This is a genomic window from Paenibacillus sp. LT-B23, assembly GCF_059417685.1.
In genome coordinates this window covers 62,688-78,862 of record NZ_JBSQBM010000014.1, presented here as the reverse complement: position 1 = coordinate 78,862, position 16,175 = coordinate 62,688, and the positions used below count along the sequence as shown (strand labels likewise).

Below are 16,175 nucleotides of genomic sequence, written 5' to 3'. Positions count from 1 at the left end.
TGCCACATTAATTAATAATTCCTATGAGTTTAATCGGTTTTAGGATGTGACTAATTTAACACCTGCGCTCATTTACGTCAATCCACCAGGCAATAGAACATTTCTATAACACCATTGAAAAATCAAAAGCATATTTGAAAAGAACATTTCATACATTCTGGATTTTTGCAAGCTCCTCACATTTACAAAAAACGGTTTACAAAACAGCACCCCGAAATCCTTCTGTCAATGCATCTGCAAAATCCGAGCTCACCGCACAGTCTTCTTTGGTCGCCACAATGCTGATCTGCATGGACACCCCGGCTACCTCTGGCACATGGATGCGGAACAGCTTCTTATCCTTCAGCTCACGGTTCACACAAACGTCCGGCAAAAAGGCAATCCCCGCTTCTTCCAGCACCAGCTTTTTGGCTGTAACCACATTATCTACCTGAAAGGCAATATCCGGCGGCTGCTCCAGTGATTCAAAAGACCGATGAATCCTCATCCAGTCCAATGACCCGCATTCAAAAAATACCAGCGTTTCATGCTGAATATCCTGTATGCTGGCCTTTCCTGTCTTCATAAACGGATGACCGTCATATACATACAGGGAAATGGGATCTTCATAAAAAGCAAGCGTACGAATGGCCGGATGCATCACTTTACGAACAAAACTAATGTCTACCTCACGGTTCAACAGCTTATGTACCAGTTGATCCGTTGTAGCCGTCACAATTTTGTAGTTAATCTCCGGATAACGGGCGCGGAGTTGCCTTAATATCTCAGGAATGATATAGTTCGACACCGATATCGTGCAGCCAATCCGAACTTGCTGAGGGGCTTTTTTACGCTGTTGAAGCTTTTGCTTGCCCCGTTGCAGCACTTGCAGCATTTGCTCGGCATAAGGAAGAAACTTTCGTCCATCCTCCGTCAAAATGGTTTGCTTGCTTTGGCGGTCGAACAGCTTGCATTCCAGTTCGCGCTCCAGCGTCTGAATCCGAGCTGTGACAGAGGGCTGTGACAAGAACAACGCTTCTGCCGCCTTGTTAAAACTGCCATAATGATTCACGTATACAAAGGCTTCCATATTCTCGATATTCATACACAAGTCCCCCAGTGAGTTTTAAATACATTTATCCAATACGTTAACTTGGTTTTTTTGTATCATAAAACTCACTGAACGCCCTGTCAATGTAAAAATTGAAAATATTTATGACTTCAATAGCTCCGTCAGCTCTTTAACAGAGCGATCCAGCCGTGAAACCAGTTCCTCTGACAGCCCATATGCTCCATCCGGCAACCGTTCAACCCACTGATCTACCGCATACACGCCGCCGAGAATATGTCTTCCTCCCAGCGCGTTAAGAACTGGCTTCAAAGCATAATCAATGACCAGCAGGTGAGCCAGCGTGCCTCCGATAAATAAAGGAAGTACAGGTTTGCCTCTCAGCCCCTCCTGCGGCACCAAATCCAGAAATATCTTCAATAATCCGGAATAGGCCGCTTTGTACACGGGAGAAGCGACGATGACCGCATCCGCTGCCGCAATTAACGCAAGTGAGGCCGTGATATCGGGACTGTTAAAGTTTGCCTTAACCAGATCCTCGGCTGGCAAGTCGACCACATTCAGCACTGTGACCTCCGCTCCGGCCTGCTGAAATTGCTCGGTCGTATAGTTAAGTAAGCCGTATAGACGGGATTGTGTAGATGGACTGCCTGATAGGATGACAACCTTGGACATGCTTTTCCCTCCTTCTGTTATGCGTCTACCTTCACTTTGGATTTAGCTGCTGTGTAGCGGTTCTCAGGAATAGGTACACCCAGGTTTTCACGTAATGTGCTGAATTCATAATCCTGACGGTAAATGCCGCGCTCCTGCAAAATAGGCACAACCAGATTTACGAAATCATGCAGACCCGATGGTACATCAGAGCCGATAATGAATCCATCTGCTCCTTTTCTTTCAAACCACTCCTGCACTCGATCCGCCACCTGCTCAGCTGTACCGATAAAAGAGGTTCTAGGCGTTGCCGAACGCAATGCCACCTCGCGCAACGTCAGATTTTGCTCTTTGGCTGTCCGTTTGATTTTATCGGTGCCGCTACGGAAAGAATTGCTGCCGATACCATCAAGCTCAGGGAATGGCTCATCCAGCGGATATTGTGAAAAATCATGATGATCGAAGAAACGGCCCAAAAATTTTAACGCAGCCTCAATCGTCACTAAATTGGTAATCTCCTCATACTTACGCTCTGCTTCTTCCGTCGTGCTACCGATAATCGGTGAAATTCCCGGCAAGATGACAATATCCTCTTCGGATCTGCCATAGCGTACCGCCCGTTCCTTCACATCACGGTAAAACTGCTGCGCTTCCTCCAGCGTTTCATGTCCCGTAAATACAGCATCCGCTTCCTTGGCGGCCAGATTTTTGCCATCTTCCGAGGAACCTGCCTGGAAAATAACCGGCTGTCCCTGCTTGGATCGTCCAATGTTCAACGGACCCTGCACAGAAAAAAACTCGCCTTTATGGTTCAGGGTATGCAGCTTTTCAGGGTCAAAGAACACGCCGGATTCCTTATCACGAACGAACGCATCCTCTTCCCACGAATCCCACAGTCCTTTGGTTACCTGCAAATATTCTTCCGCGATTTTGTAACGCTGTGGATGCGATGGATGCTCGCCTTTGTTAAAGTTAAGAGCAGAGCCTTCCAGCGGGGAAGTCACTACATTCCAGCCTGCACGACCTCCGCTAATATGGTCAATAGAAGAAAACTGACGTGCTACCGTAAACGGTTCGCTGTAGGAAGTCGACAGCGTGCCAACCAGCCCGATATGCTTCGTCACCCCGGCCAAAGCGGACAAAATCGTAATCGGCTCAAAACGGTTCAGAAAGTGGGGAATGGATTTTTCGTTAATGAACAGACCGTCTGCGATAAAAACAAGGTCAAACTTGCCTTCCTCCGCCTTTTGCGCCTGTGTTTTATAAAATTCAAAATTAACACTCGCGTCCGCAGGCACTTCAGGGTGACGCCAAGTCGTCATGCTTCCTCCAACACCGTGAATAATGGCACCAAATTTGATTTGTCTGTCTTTCGCCATGAATTGTTCCACCTCTCTTGAAAATTATTGTTACCCAACGGCTAATCATTTGTTTTCAAGGCAGCTATGCTGCTACATCTTTGTAGGACAGTCTACGCTGCTTATTTTGTATAGGCAGCGTAGCTACTGACCTTTTTCCCGTTGGCTTATACCGCTTGACTGTAACTTTCCAGCACTTTACCCAGCTCCTCCAGATCCGGGTTGAGCAGTGCCTCATATTTGTTATTTCCACCTACCTCAACAACAGGGACAAAGCGAACACCATATTTTGTCTCCAGCACGTCACGCAGAGCATCATTTCCGTCTACCTGAATATTTTCATAAGGCTGATTTTGGGATTCCAGATATGATTTAATCTCTCCACAAAAATGACAGCCTGTTTTACTCCACAAGACAACTTTGGGTTTGGATGACATATACATACCTCCATGAACTTAATGTTTATAATCCCGATGAACTAAATGAGAATTATATTTATAATGTATCCTGCTCACCCTTTTCCGTCAATCGCCTGCGTAATAGACATTGATAATGCAACGATAGAAAATTTTAATGTTATTTAAGCTGAACTAAAAAAGAATACTTGGAGTTTAAACAGACCTTGGTGCGGACATGCTTGGAATATCAGCGCACTTGCGGCGAAATGAAATGAAGTGAAATGAGGTTGAGTATATGCAGGATTGGGCCGAGGTTGCTTTACGCACATTAATGGCTATCGCTATATTATTTTTAATTACCAAAGTTCTCGGGAAACGTCAGGTATCCCAGCTTTCCTTGTTTGAATATATAACCGGGATCACGATAGGTAACCTGGCCGCTACCATTCCTATGGAGCGAGAATCCACTTGGTACTTGGGCTTTATAGCCTTGGCAGTATGGGTTCTGGTAACATTTGTAATTGAAGTATTGCAAATTAAAAGCAAGAAGGTTAGGGATTTTGCCGATGGAAAAACCAGAACCCTGATCAAAGACGGCAAAATTTTAGAGGATAATTTGCGAAAGGAACGGCTTACTCTGGATGAACTCATGGAGCAGTTGCGAAGTAAAAATGTATTCAAGGTGTCTGACGTGGAATTTGCCATTATGGAGACCAGCGGTGAGATCAATGTGCTGTTGACCAAAGATAAGCAGGCTGTGACGCTTAAGGATCTCAATATGCTACAGCTACCGGAGAAGGAACCCACAGCCATTATTATGGATGGACAACTCATGGAGCAGCAAATGGCATACATGGGAATTACTCAACAATGGCTGGATGCAAAGCTGAAAGAAAAGAGCCTGACGGTCAAAGACGTATTTTTCGCGCAGGTGGACCCGCAAGGGGAGTTATACATTGACCAGTACAGCGATAATGTACAGATGTCCAAGGTACAGGATTCTAATCAAGCCGTGCTGACGCTGTTGGAACAATGCACGACGGAATTGCAAAAGCTGGCGGCAGACTCCAGTGAACAGCAAAGAAAACAACTGTATGAGCAATGCTCCCAAAGTCTAAAGGAAGCCATACAGGATATGAAGCCGATCAGCTCTGCCAATTCCTGAGCACCTCATATTTTAAGATCTGAAACATCCAAAAGGGAGCATTTTCAAAGCCAAAAATGGCTATGAAGGTGCTCCCTTAAACTTATAACTACCTTACTTTACATTTCAAAAAAATAATCCCGTTCTACCTTACATACTCTAAGACCGTAGCTTTTATACCATTCAGCTTTTCCTTTTTCCTGTGCGACTTGGTGCGTTTCATGATGCTTCCAACTCCTGATAGCGTCTAAGGACTCCCAATATGAGACGGTGATGCCCACTCCTTGTGAGTCACGAACACTTTCCACGCCTAAAAAACCAGGTTGTTTAGCAGCTAATTCCAACATTTTGTCACCCATTTTTTCGTACCCACGATCTCCTTCGTTACGTTCAGAAGTAAAAATGGCCGCATAATAAGGCGGCTGTGGAGTTTTAGCAATTGAGTCCATGTGTACCTCCCAAGAACAAAATAAGTAATCTTTCTTTAATTTGATTATAATCATAATTATTAAATAAAAAAAATGAATTTATATGATACGATACATGAATATATTTCATAGTAGGTAGGAGTGAGCACACGTTGTTTAAATATAAGGTTTTTCTTAGCGTAGTTGAAATGGGAAGTTTCACAAAGGCAGGGGAAGTTCTAAATCTTACACAATCAGCAATCAGCCATGCCATTTCTGCTTTGGAACATGAAATAGGGTTAACACTCCTGATCAGGGGTCGTTCAGGCATCAAATTAACCAACAACGGAGAAAGATTAATGATGCACTTCAGAGAGATTATACAAATGGATGAAAAGCTCTATCAAGAGGTAGCTTTAATTAAAGGATTGGAAATCGGAACCGTAAAAATAGGTACATTCTCAAGTGTATCTATTCATTGGCTGCCGCGTATTATAAAAAAATTTAACGAGCAGTTTCCTCTCATTGAGATGAAACTGCTCGATGGGAACTACCATGAAATTGAGAGTTGGTTAGTCAGCGGCGAGGCTGATTTGGGCTTCGTAAACCTGCCCACGTTAGACACTTTAGAAGCCTTGCCACTAAAAGAAGAAAGAATGCTTTGCCTGCTTCCCTCCAATCATATTCTTGGTGAACAAGCCGCTATTCGTGTGGAGCAGCTCATAGATGAGCCTTTCATTATGCCTGTTGCAGGCTGTGACACCGATGTGCGAAATATTTTTTCACAGTATAATATTTCACCGAAAATCAAATATGAATTAGAAGATGATCATGCCATTATGGCCATGGTACAGAACGGCTTAGGTGTGAGCATTCTTCCTGAAATGATTTTATCTCACATTCCTTATGACATCTCTATTCGACCTTTGGAAGGAAAACATTCCCGCACTATTGGTATCGCTACCGCTTCATTAAAAAATGTTTCGCCAGCGGCCAAAAAATGTATGGACTTCATTGCTGAATGGATCAATAGGTCCATGTGACAATAAACTATATCCTCTTTCTGTAAATTAAATACACCTTTTAATTAGCAAACGAGGATTCATCCGTTGCCGGCCATGGTAACGGATTTTCAAAGCCGGACCAGTCCATGTCCATTTCGCCATCGTTCAGCAGACATTCATCCAGCTCTTCTTCCAGCTCCGGTTGATTCATTCCGATACCGATCATGACGATTTCGCTCATGCGGTCGCCCCACTGCTCATCCCAGTTATCTAATGCCTCAGGATCAGCCGCGACGATCTCCTGACGTTCTTCCTCGGACAACGCCGCCAGCCAGCTTCCAGCAGGGCCAAATTGAATGGAAGGGCCTGCCTGGCTGATACTGGCCGCCCAATCCTGAGGGGAGGCGATCCAGGCCAATCCTTTGGCTCGAACGACTTCTTCCGGCCAGTAGCTCATAAATTCAGCCAATCTGGCAGGATGGAACGGTCTTCTGCGGCGATATACAAAGGAATTGATGCCATATTCGTCCGTTTCCGGTGTATGGTTCTCCAGCTCCAGCTCACGAATCCATCCGGCGGATTGGCTGGCCTTGTCAAAGTTAAACAATCCCGTGTTCAAAATGTCTGAAGGAGCGACCTGTCCCTTGGAAGTACAAATGATTCTGGCCTCAGGCTGCAATCTGCGCAAAACGCCCTCAAGTTTGTCCAGCTCCGCAGGCTGAACCAAATCGCATTTATTCAGAACCAGTACATCACAGGTTTCAATCTGGTCAATCAGCAAGTCCGAAATATCACGCGTGTCGTCTTCTCCCGTAGCCTGCCTGCGATCCAGCAGCGTTTCTCCCGATTCAAAATCATGCCAGAAACGGTTCGCATCGACCACGGTCACCATACAATCGAGCTTTGCCAGGGAAGCCAAATCAATGCCTGTCCCTTCGTCGGCATACGTAAAGGTTTGAGCGATAGGTACAGGTTCACTGATCCCTGTGGATTCGATTAAAATATAATCAAACTCGCCTTGTTCCGCCAGCTTCTTGACTTCCAGCAGCAGGTCTTCGCGCAATGTGCAGCAAATACAGCCGTTGGACAGCTCGACCAGCTTTTCTTCTGTTCTGGACAAGCCCCCCTCTTTTTTGACCAGCTCGGCATCAATGTTCACTTCGCTCATGTCATTGACGATCACGGCCACTTTCATTCCGTCCCGATTGTTTAACACATGATTCAAAATCGTTGTTTTCCCTGCACCCAAATATCCGCTCAGCACCGTTACCGGTATTACTTTCTTATTCATTGGTGGTACGCTCCCTTTAATATAAGTTCATTATCTTCACGTCATTTAAATAGTAATAATTACTATTATCATTAGCATTCAGTAATATACAGTATCCCTTTCGCCTTGTCAACTAGGAAGAAACCCTTGTAATGAATCATAAAAAGTTATTAATATATGGTAATAACGATACTTAAAGAATAAGGTGAATGTTTTGCAATCAATCTGGCTCGGTATATTGGCGGCTTTCTTTTTTGCTTTTACATTTGTTCTCAATCGGTCAATGGAGTTATCAGGCGGAAGCTGGATATGGAGTGCTTCTTTGCGTTATCTGTTTATGCTCCCCGTTTTATTCGTCATCGTTTTGACCCAGCGCAAGCTTAAACCTCTTTGGAACGTCATGAGAGAACGACCGGGGATCTGGGTTTTATGGAGCTTCGTCGGGTTTGGACTGTTTTATGCTCCATTGTGTTTCGCATCGGCTTATTCACCAGGCTGGCTGATCGCGGGAACATGGCAAATTACCATTATTTCCGGTTCATTGCTTGTTCCATTATTTTCTGAAATTGTGCAAACGGAAAATGGCCCTTTAAATGTACGAGGAAAAATCCCCATTCAGGGACTTATGATGTCTTTGGTTATTTTACTTGGGATTATTCTCATGCAATTCGAACAGTCGCAATCCATTTCTACCCAGGATTTTGTATTCGGCATTCTGCCTGTCGTACTCGCTTCATTTGCCTATCCACTAGGTAATCGTAAAATGATGGAAGTTTGTGCAGGGCGATTGGATGCCTATCAGCGTGTTCTCGGGATGACATTAGCCAGTTTGCCGTTCTGGTTATTCCTTTCGTTATACGGGGTTTTTAGCGTGGGAATGCCGAGTCAGGAACAGACGCTGCAATCCGCTTTGGTAGCCGTGTTTTCAGGAGTGATTGCTACAGTCCTGTTTTTTAAAGCAACAGATCAGGTTCGGGGAAATATGCAGAAGTTAGCAACGGTGGAAGCAACACAATCTCTGGAAGTGCTTTTCGCATTAATGGGAGAACTGATCTTATTATCCATACAGATTCCCTCTCTTTTATCATGGATAGGTATGTTCATCGTTATTCTTGGTATGGTTCTGCACAGTTATGTTACACATGATAAGAAAATCATCCCTCGGATAATGCCCAAAAAGACAGATCACGTTTAGCGCAGGATTATTCTGGTCATGATCGCTTATTGTTCAGGTTCTGACAGGGTAATCTAGTAAAAAAGCAGCAGACTCAGGAGGCTACTCCTGCTCTGCTGCTTTTTTGCGATTCGCTTCTTGTCACCTTGGCACTCACCGTCAATGCTCACTTCGCTTCCACGAATGATGCCTAAATAGGAATGATGCTTGAATAGAAAGGGTTCAGCTTACCAAGCGTAGGCTTCTGGCGCAGGTTTGCCGGGACCAGGGAAAATTTCGTTCAGTTTGGCAAGCACATCCTCGCTCAATTTGACCTCGGGCACCCGGAGAGCATCCTCCAGTTGTTCCAATGTCCGTGGACCGATAATCGGAGCCGTTACGGCCGGATGGGACAATACCCAAGCCAGCGCAATCACGTCTTCCTTTTCGCCCAGCTCGCGAGACAACGCTGCAAATTGCTCCAGCTTCCCACGATTCTGTTCAATCTTTTCCTTGGAACGTGCACTGCGTGAGCCGGTACCTGCCAATGCATTACGTCCCAGCAGTCCGCCAGCCAGCGGGCTCCATGGAATAACGCCGAGTCCCAGCTCCTGAGCCGCAGGTAATACCTCTAGCTCAGCGGAACGTTCGTTCAGATTATACAAATGCTGCTCGGATACAAGCCCCAGAAAACGGCGTGCCTTCGCTTCGGCCTGCGCCACAGCAATATGCCAGCCGGCAAAGTTACTGGAACCGATATAGTCAACTTGCCCGCGGTCCACAACCGACTCAAAAACGCCCCACAGCTCATCCCATGACACATTTCGGTCAACATGATGCATCTGATACAGCTCGATATGATCGGTCTGCAAACGTTTCAGAGAAGCATCCAAATGACGACGAATTTTGTAAGCTGACAAGCCTGATCCTGCGTTCGGACCGTCGTTCTCATTTTTCATATCCCCGTATACCTTCGTTGCAAGCACGACCTTCTCGCGTCTTCCGCCACCCTGCTGGAACCAGCGTCCAATAATTTCTTCCGTCCACCCTTTACGGGCCTGTCCGTACACATTGGCTGTATCAAAGAAGTTAATGCCCGCATCCAGCGCGGCATCCATAATTTTAAACGCTTCCTTTTCTTCGGTTTCCGGTCCAAAATTCATCGTCCCCAGACACAACCGACTAACCTGCAAGCCTGACTTTCCCAAATATGAATATTCCATACTGCCTCCCGCCTTTGCCTAAGAATTTTAAAATTTCGTAAAAATCCCCTGCCAAAAAAAGACCATACCCACTTTATTCACCAGAAAACACCACCTTGAAACACCCTAAAATAGAAAGGTATTATTTAGCGCAAACAAAAAAGCCCCACACCCTGCCGAAGCCGTCAGGTGAGGCCATCCCCCCTCATACTACCACCCACCGTTAGAAGGAAAGTGACTTTACAGTGGTAGCCCCAGCGGAGCGGAGGTTTTGAATCTGTAGAAGCGAAGCGTTCGCCTGAAAGCTTTCCATTGGAAAGCTCGCATCGTAAGCATAAGCTGCCAAGGGATTCTTACCTTTTCATGTCCTATCCAATCCAAAGAATCCCGTGGCAACAGCGATCGTAAGATCAAATCCTTCGCGGAGCCGCTCACTACAACCACCGTAACTCTCTCTCTTTTTTAACAATCAAGGAATCAACTTCGTCTCTTTCGCACGCTCAGCCATCTTCTTCGTATGCTTGCTGAGCGGCTTCTTAAGCACTAATCCAAACAGGAAGCAAACCCCGATAAATACAAACAGCATTACCACATCCCGCGTCACCGTCGAAGGCAGCATTCCTCCTACCGTTTCCCGTAGCAGACTAACCGCATAGGTGAACGGTACAAACGGATTCAGCGCTTGAAAAAACGGCGTGCTTGTAGCAATCGGGAACGTGCCACCTGAGCTGGAGAACTGGAGCACCAGCAAGATAACCGCCAGTCCCTTACCAATATTGCCAAACACCGAAACCAGTGTATAGGTCATGGCCGTGAACACGAGACTAATTAGCATGGAGGACAGTACAAATGCCACCTTGGCATCCACATACGCACCGAGCAGGAACAAGTCACCAAGCGACACACTAAGCGCCTGAAATATACCAATGGTGGAGAAGGTCATAAGTCGCCCGAAGTACACCTGGTAGCTTTTATATTTACCTTCCGGGTCCTCAACATCTACCCTGAACATCGATACCAGCAGCATCGCACCTACCCAAATGGACAATGTAGTATAAAAAGGCGACATCGCAGAACCGTAGTTCGGAATCGGATAAATCCGCTCCTGTTTCAACGACACCGGACTGCCGAGAAAATCGCTCTCCTTTTTCACATCCCCCTTGAGCAGCGCAATGGCCCGTCCAAGGGCATTTTCACCTTTGAGCTTGCGAATCGTGTCTGCAGCCTGACGTATGGAATCCTCAGCCGCAGGAAGATCCGTTCTTACAAAGTTGGCTACCTGGTGTACCGCGTGTTCGGCCTCTGGAAACTTGTTCTCAATCAGGTCAGCCATTTTGACAAACTGCTGCTCCGCTCTCGGCAAATCGTTACGTACAAAATCCGCAGCCTGATGAATTTTGCTTTTAACCCCAGGCAAATCGTTATTTACGAAATCCGCTGCCTTGTTTACAGCATTCGTAAATTCGCCCATGCGGCCCTGAATCGTCGTAGCCGCTTCATGCAACTTTTGCCGATATTGTGGCAGGTCCTGCTGAAGACGGGTCAGTTCTTCCTGACCAAATTGTGCGGCAGCCTGAGCATCGTTTAATATTTTTTCAATATTCGGTAGCTGCTCTTGGGCCATATTCAGCACATTCGCAGAATTGCGGGCAACGGTCTTGATTTGATCCAGCGCCTTTTGAATGGCTGGTGCATATTCCGTATCATAATTGCCCAGAATGCTGTCGATTCCGCTGCTGATTTCTCCAGCAAGGCGGTCTGCGTCATCCAGCAGATTTTGTGCAGGCTTCTCGCCGCGCTGAATGGCATCACCGATGCTTGTAACCGTGCTGTTCAAGCGACGGAATCGATCCTCTACCCCGCTCACACGGGAAATAAGCGAATCCAGCGGCTGACTCGGCAAATATCCGTTAACACGGGTCAACAACTGAGAAATACGATCCAGCACTCCCACGGCAGTGGTCAGTCTTCCGCTAACCCGATTCACCGCAGCCTGTGCTGCTTTAGGATCAAAATCAACACCGTGGATGATTCCTGTGATCTCCGAAACTCCATTCGCAATTTGCTGTACCAACTGTAAATCCTCTTTGACTACAGTGGTGATTGAATCCAGCGCACCATCGTTTTTATCCAGAAAATCAAGCAATCCGGTTGTAAAATCCTTGCCAGTATCCGCAATTTTTTGTACTTCCGGCAACGCTTTTTGTGCGGCATTAATGACCTTGAGCGCCGTTTGTGTATCCTCCAGGGCCGTAGCCAATGCGCTTTCTACCTTACCGAAATTTTGGTCCAGTTCCACGATCCGATCCCCGGCCTTTTGAATGTCCGGCAGCCTTTTTTGTATATCTAAAATAACTGCCGCCACCTTGTCCAGCTCGGGCAAGTTTTTTTCAATTTTCAGCACCAGATCGCCAGCGCGGTTAATTTCAGGAATTTTCTCCTTTAATGCAATGATCTTTTGTCCCTGTGCCTTAATTTTCGGCAAATTCTGTTCCAGTTCGATAGCCTGCTTTCCTAATCTGTCGATATCCGGCAATCGGTTGTTCAGCTCCAGCACCCGGTTCTCAATATTGCGTATGGTCGGCAATTCCTCCTCCAGCTTCACCCCGGCTTCCTTCAATTTGGTCAGCACAGCCTGACTGGCGGTTTCAATAAAGTTTTGACTAATCTGATTCGTCAGAGCGGTTGCTCCAGAAGAAGTAATTTTGGGAGCAACCGCATTGATTTTTTCATTGACGGCGTAATCAATCTCCGGCTTTTGCGGATTTTCCGTGAGCACGCTCGTAATTTTTTCGGAGAAATCCTTTGGAATGAGCAGGCTTGCGTAATAATCTCCGTTCAGCACACCTTTTCGCGCTTCCGCTTCATTGACAAAGGTCCAGCCTAATTTCTTGTTATTTTGAAGATTATGCAAAACCTCGTCACCGATATTAATCTTCTTTCCGTTCACCTCAGTGCCCTGATCCTGACTCGTTACTGCAATTTTAATACCAGATGTATTCGCATAAGGGTCCCACATTGCTTTCAAATTTACCCATGCATAGACGGAAGGCAAAAGAATGATACCTATGACCAATAAAGTCCCGGTTGATACTTTGAATACATTTTTCCAGTCTGTTAAGTAGATTTGCCATATCTTCCGCAACTTCACCACTCCTTGTATGTACATTAACCTGTAGTCCAGTGTTGTATGCACACGTATTGTAAACGATTCGAGCGAATGAAGCCAATTATTGTGAAAGATGATGGCACTCATGAAAATCCCAATCCAAACTAATAGAAGCCCCTCAGACCTAATTCATAGGCTCAAGGAGCTTCTTTATCGCTACATTATCCGTTTTTTAATAATCTGGCCCCTGAAAAGGCTGCGCCGTGACGCAGTTTCCGCTTTTCCAGCCGTTTGTGCAGCGAACGGTTATACAGAAATTGAATGACAAAATACGAAATAATCCCTAGGACCACGCCAAAAATCGACATGCCGATCAGAATATGCAGTCCTCCATGTAGCAGGTCTCTGAATACAGACCAGTTTCCATGAAACAGCTCCATAAAAGAATGCTCGTGAAGCCTGCCTCCCCGGACATGGACCGGGTAATGGGACGGATAAACCCAAGCTCCCAGTTGCTTGGCGAATGGCATCAGCACAATCGGCAAAAAGGTCAGCTTACCTACAACGTTGCCCACAATTGCCGCAGGCAGCGAACCGCCGGACAACCGAACAACCGGGTAAAACACGAGATATACCAGTGAAGCCGTGGAGATGACAATCATCTCCAGAGCGAAGCCGATGGCAAAGCCCAGAGATATTTTCTTCACTCCACCCGGCGCACGCAACAGCTTGATGAAATTCAGACGAATCGCCCGCCATATATTTTGAAGCACATTATATTTCTTCTTTGATTGTTTAGATTTGAGCCTGTTCGGATTGAGCTTTATCAATAGGAGGACTCCTTTAACAGTACAATTCAAGTTCAGGAATGAGTATATACAGCCTCCCATCCTTACTTATGTCTATACTGTCATTATAACCCTCAGCGTTCGAAAAGCAATGCCATTCCGCCTGTTTCGCCGTTTTAGGACAAGATTCGCTTGTTGACTTCGTTTTGGAGAGGTATAATGTCCCAAATATCCGCCGCGTACTGCTGAATTGTGCAATCACTGGAAAACTTGCCGCCATGTGCCATGTTTACAATAGCCCGCCGCGTCCACTCAGACGGATTTCGGTACACCTGCTCGATCTGCACCTGAGTATCTACATATGCGGCAAAGTCCTTGAGCACAAAGTATTCATCATTATGATCAATCAGGGATTGATAAATAGCCTCAAACTCCCGTTCATGCCGCGTAAAAGGAGCGTCGTTCACCAGTTGATCCAGCACTTCACGCAGTCTTTCGTCACTGTTGGCTGTTTTGCGTGCTGAATATTGTCCGTCCCGGTAATACGCCTCGATTTGATCCACCTTCAGTCCGAAAATGAACATATTGGCGTCGCCCACCATTTCATGCATTTCTACATTGGCTCCATCCAGCGTGCCCAGGGTGAGTGCACCATTCATCATAAATTTCATGTTCCCGGTGCCTGAGGCTTCCTTACCTGCTGTGGAAATCTGCTCGCTGACATCTGCCGCAGGAATAATCAGCTCAGCCAGTGAAACTGAATAATTTTCCAGAAAAACGACTTTCAGCTTGTCCCTGACATCCACATCCCGATTGATCGTGTCCGCCACGTTGTTAATAAGCTTAATCGTCTGCTTGGCAAGATAATAGCCGGGAGCAGCTTTAGCCCCAAAAATAAACGTACGCGGTACCACATCCAGAGAAGGATTATGCTTGAGCTGATTGTAAACATGCATCACATGCAAAATATTAAGCAGTTGTCGCTTGTATCCATGCAATCGTTTGACCTGTACATCAAAAATCGAGGACGTATCCAGTCGCACGCCCTGTTTAGCAAAAACATGCTCGGCGAGCCTGACTTTATTACTTCGCTTAATCGCCTGTATCCGTTCCTTGAACGACTCGTCCCCGCTGTAACGAAGCAGATCGATCAGCTCGCGTGGACGGGTTCTCCAGCGTGTGCCTATCGTTTCATCATACAAGCTTGCCAGCTCGGGATTCGCGTGCATGAGCCAGCGGCGATGGGCAATTCCGTTCGTTTTATTGTTAAAACGGCCGGGGTACAACTCGTGAAACGGCTTCATTTCCCGCTCCTTTAAAATTTGCGTGTGCAGCGCAGCCACTCCGTTAACGCTGTAGCTGCCGACAATCGCCAGATGGGCCATGCGAATTTGCTCACCGTGAATAATCGCCATTTCACCAATTTTGATGTCCTGTCCCGGATAACGTTCCAGCAGCATTGCACAATAACGCTTGTTAATCTCTTCAATGATAAGAGAAACTCGCGGAAGCAGCTCCCGCACCATATTGGCAGGCCATTGCTCCAGCGCCTCGCTCAATATCGTATGATTCGTATACGAAACCGACTGCGTCGTAATATCCCACGCTTCATCCCAGCCCAAGCCCTTCACGTCCATCAAAATACGCATAAGCTCCGGTATTACGAGCGTCGGATGTGTATCGTTAATATGCAGCGCTATTTTGTCAGGCAACTGGCTGTAGGGCAATCGAAGCTTCTCAAACGTCCGCAAAATACTTTGCAAGCCGGCCGAGCAGAGGAAATACTGCTGCTTCAAGCGAAGCAGCTTGCCCTCATAATTTGAATCGTCCGGGTACAGAAACGCCGAAATGGATTCTACCGAACGATTGTAGTCAAGAAAGCGGTAGTAACCGCCTTCGCCTCGAATCGGCCCTCGGACAGGATCAAGCGCCGATTCCGCACTCCAGATCCGCAGCGTATTCACCTGCGCATGTCCGTAGCCCACAAGCGGAATATCGTACGGAACTGCCCAGACCGTTTCGGCATCCTGCGTCTCGAATACAATACGACCGTTCTCCTCCCGAGTTTCCACACGTCCCCAGAACTGAACCTCGACCTTCTTGTCGGGGCGGCGCTCCTCCCAGACGTTCCCTTTTTGCAGCCAGTAATCAGGCAGCTCCACCTGGTTTCCATCCACAATACGCTGCTCGAACAGGCCATACTTGTAACGGATGCCGCAGCCATGTCCTGCATAGCCAAGGGATGCCAGCGAATCCATGAAGCAAGCCGCCAGACGGCCGAGACCGCCATTGCCCAGCCCCGCGTCTGCCTCCTGTTCTTCAATCTTTTCCAGATCCCAGCCCAGCTCTCCCAGTGCCTGCCGGACCATATCCAGCACGCCCAAATTCAGCAAATTGCTGCCCAGCAGACGGCCTATCAAAAATTCCAGTGAAAAGTAATAGACCTGCTTCTCTTGTCCTTCTTTATAGGCTTGGTTCGTTTCCGCCCAATTTTTGCCGACTTGTTCGCGGATCATACCGCCCAAAACCTTGTATATGTCTTCCGCCTGAGCTTCCTGCATCGGCTTGCCCAGCCTTCCGACCAGTTGCTCTCGAAAAGCCTGCTTAAATGCTTCTTTATTGCTGAACAAAGGTGTGACC

13 protein-coding genes are annotated in these 16,175 nt (G+C 46.7%); 3 read left to right on the top strand and 10 right to left on the bottom strand.

The features are described 5' to 3' along the window. Nucleotides 1-196 precede the first annotated feature (196 nt). From ACWXW9_RS18150 to ACWXW9_RS18135, 4 genes are all read right to left on the bottom strand, one after another. Entirely contained in the window at nucleotides 197-1,084 is an 888-nt protein-coding gene (locus ACWXW9_RS18150; protein WP_149094131.1) for a LysR family transcriptional regulator, read from the bottom strand. Nucleotides 1,085-1,192: 108 nt separating this feature from the next. Then, nucleotides 1,193-1,723: an NADPH-dependent FMN reductase gene (ssuE, locus tag ACWXW9_RS18145; protein ID WP_494930528.1), complete on the bottom strand. Its 531-nt coding sequence runs from the start codon at nucleotides 1,721-1,723 to the stop codon at nucleotides 1,193-1,195. Nucleotides 1,724-1,740: 17 nt separating this feature from the next. Beyond that, nucleotides 1,741-3,081 carry an LLM class flavin-dependent oxidoreductase gene (locus tag ACWXW9_RS18140; RefSeq protein WP_149094133.1) on the bottom strand — a complete coding sequence of 447 codons (1,341 nt, stop codon included), beginning with the start codon at nucleotides 3,079-3,081 and terminating at the stop codon, nucleotides 1,741-1,743. Between the two features lie 146 nt (nucleotides 3,082-3,227). Then, on the bottom strand, nucleotides 3,228-3,497 hold the full coding sequence (locus ACWXW9_RS18135) for a glutaredoxin family protein (RefSeq protein ID WP_494930527.1): 270 nt from the start codon (nucleotides 3,495-3,497) through the stop codon (nucleotides 3,228-3,230). A gap of 256 nt (nucleotides 3,498-3,753) precedes the next feature. On the opposite strand from ACWXW9_RS18135, the gene ACWXW9_RS18130 reads away from it, so the two are divergent. After that, nucleotides 3,754-4,623, top strand: coding sequence for a DUF421 domain-containing protein (locus ACWXW9_RS18130; RefSeq protein WP_494930526.1), 870 nt, complete (start codon nucleotides 3,754-3,756; stop codon nucleotides 4,621-4,623). A gap of 98 nt (nucleotides 4,624-4,721) precedes the next feature. On the opposite strand, the gene ACWXW9_RS18125 is transcribed toward ACWXW9_RS18130, so the two are convergent. Beyond that, a complete protein-coding gene (locus ACWXW9_RS18125; protein WP_025685554.1) occupies nucleotides 4,722-5,051 on the bottom strand; it encodes an antibiotic biosynthesis monooxygenase family protein in 330 nt (109 codons plus the stop codon). Between the two features lie 131 nt (nucleotides 5,052-5,182). Here ACWXW9_RS18125 and ACWXW9_RS18120 point away from each other — a divergent pair, with 131 nt between their 5' ends. Further along, the gene (locus tag ACWXW9_RS18120) at nucleotides 5,183-6,052 is read left to right on the top strand and encodes a LysR family transcriptional regulator (RefSeq protein ID WP_494930525.1); all 870 of its coding nucleotides are present in this window, start codon (nucleotides 5,183-5,185) and stop codon (nucleotides 6,050-6,052) included. A gap of 40 nt (nucleotides 6,053-6,092) precedes the next feature. Here the strand turns inward: ACWXW9_RS18120 and ACWXW9_RS18115 are convergent, their stop codons facing one another. Continuing rightward, complete coding sequence (locus ACWXW9_RS18115) at nucleotides 6,093-7,304, bottom strand: GTP-binding protein (protein WP_494930524.1); 1,212 nt, start codon at nucleotides 7,302-7,304, stop codon at nucleotides 6,093-6,095. Nucleotides 7,305-7,497: 193 nt separating this feature from the next. Between ACWXW9_RS18115 and ACWXW9_RS18110 the strand changes: the two genes are divergently transcribed. Then, nucleotides 7,498-8,478 carry a DMT family transporter gene (locus ACWXW9_RS18110; protein WP_494930523.1) on the top strand — a complete coding sequence of 327 codons (981 nt, stop codon included), beginning with the start codon at nucleotides 7,498-7,500 and terminating at the stop codon, nucleotides 8,476-8,478. Nucleotides 8,479-8,684: 206 nt separating this feature from the next. Here ACWXW9_RS18110 and ACWXW9_RS18105 read toward each other — a convergent pair whose 3' ends face one another. The 4 genes from ACWXW9_RS18105 to ACWXW9_RS18090 form a co-directional block, all read right to left on the bottom strand. Beyond that, a complete protein-coding gene (locus tag ACWXW9_RS18105) occupies nucleotides 8,685-9,659 on the bottom strand; it encodes an aldo/keto reductase (protein WP_431089198.1) in 975 nt (324 codons plus the stop codon). 448 nt (nucleotides 9,660-10,107) lie between these two features. Continuing rightward, nucleotides 10,108-12,783 (bottom strand): YhgE/Pip domain-containing protein, encoded by a 2,676-nt coding sequence (locus ACWXW9_RS18100; protein WP_494930610.1) that lies wholly within the window; start codon nucleotides 12,781-12,783, stop codon nucleotides 10,108-10,110. A 185-nt stretch (nucleotides 12,784-12,968) separates the two neighbouring features. Continuing rightward, complete coding sequence (locus ACWXW9_RS18095) at nucleotides 12,969-13,577, bottom strand: DUF2062 domain-containing protein (RefSeq protein ID WP_431089200.1); 609 nt, start codon at nucleotides 13,575-13,577, stop codon at nucleotides 12,969-12,971. Between the two features lie 134 nt (nucleotides 13,578-13,711). Next, nucleotides 13,712-16,165, bottom strand: coding sequence for a glycogen/starch/alpha-glucan phosphorylase (locus ACWXW9_RS18090; RefSeq protein ID WP_494930522.1), 2,454 nt, complete (start codon nucleotides 16,163-16,165; stop codon nucleotides 13,712-13,714). Nucleotides 16,166-16,175: the final 10 nt, after the last annotated feature.

Bases quoted from the DNA above. Each gene is read 5' to 3' on its own strand.
- ACWXW9_RS18150 (WP_149094131.1), bottom strand. From the start codon at position 1,084: ATGAATATCGAGAATATGGAAGCCTTTGTATACGTGAATCATTATGGC.
- ssuE (WP_494930528.1), bottom strand. From the start codon at position 1,723: ATGTCCAAGGTTGTCATCCTATCAGGCAGTCCATCTACACAATCCCGT.
- ACWXW9_RS18140 (WP_149094133.1), bottom strand. From the start codon at position 3,081: ATGGCGAAAGACAGACAAATCAAATTTGGTGCCATTATTCACGGTGTT.
- ACWXW9_RS18135 (WP_494930527.1), bottom strand. From the start codon at position 3,497: ATGTCATCCAAACCCAAAGTTGTCTTGTGGAGTAAAACAGGCTGTCAT.
- ACWXW9_RS18130 (WP_494930526.1), top strand. From the start codon at position 3,754: ATGCAGGATTGGGCCGAGGTTGCTTTACGCACATTAATGGCTATCGCT.
- ACWXW9_RS18125 (WP_025685554.1), bottom strand. From the start codon at position 5,051: ATGGACTCAATTGCTAAAACTCCACAGCCGCCTTATTATGCGGCCATT.
- ACWXW9_RS18115 (WP_494930524.1), bottom strand. From the start codon at position 7,304: ATGAATAAGAAAGTAATACCGGTAACGGTGCTGAGCGGATATTTGGGT.
- ACWXW9_RS18105 (WP_431089198.1), bottom strand. From the start codon at position 9,659: ATGGAATATTCATATTTGGGAAAGTCAGGCTTGCAGGTTAGTCGGTTG.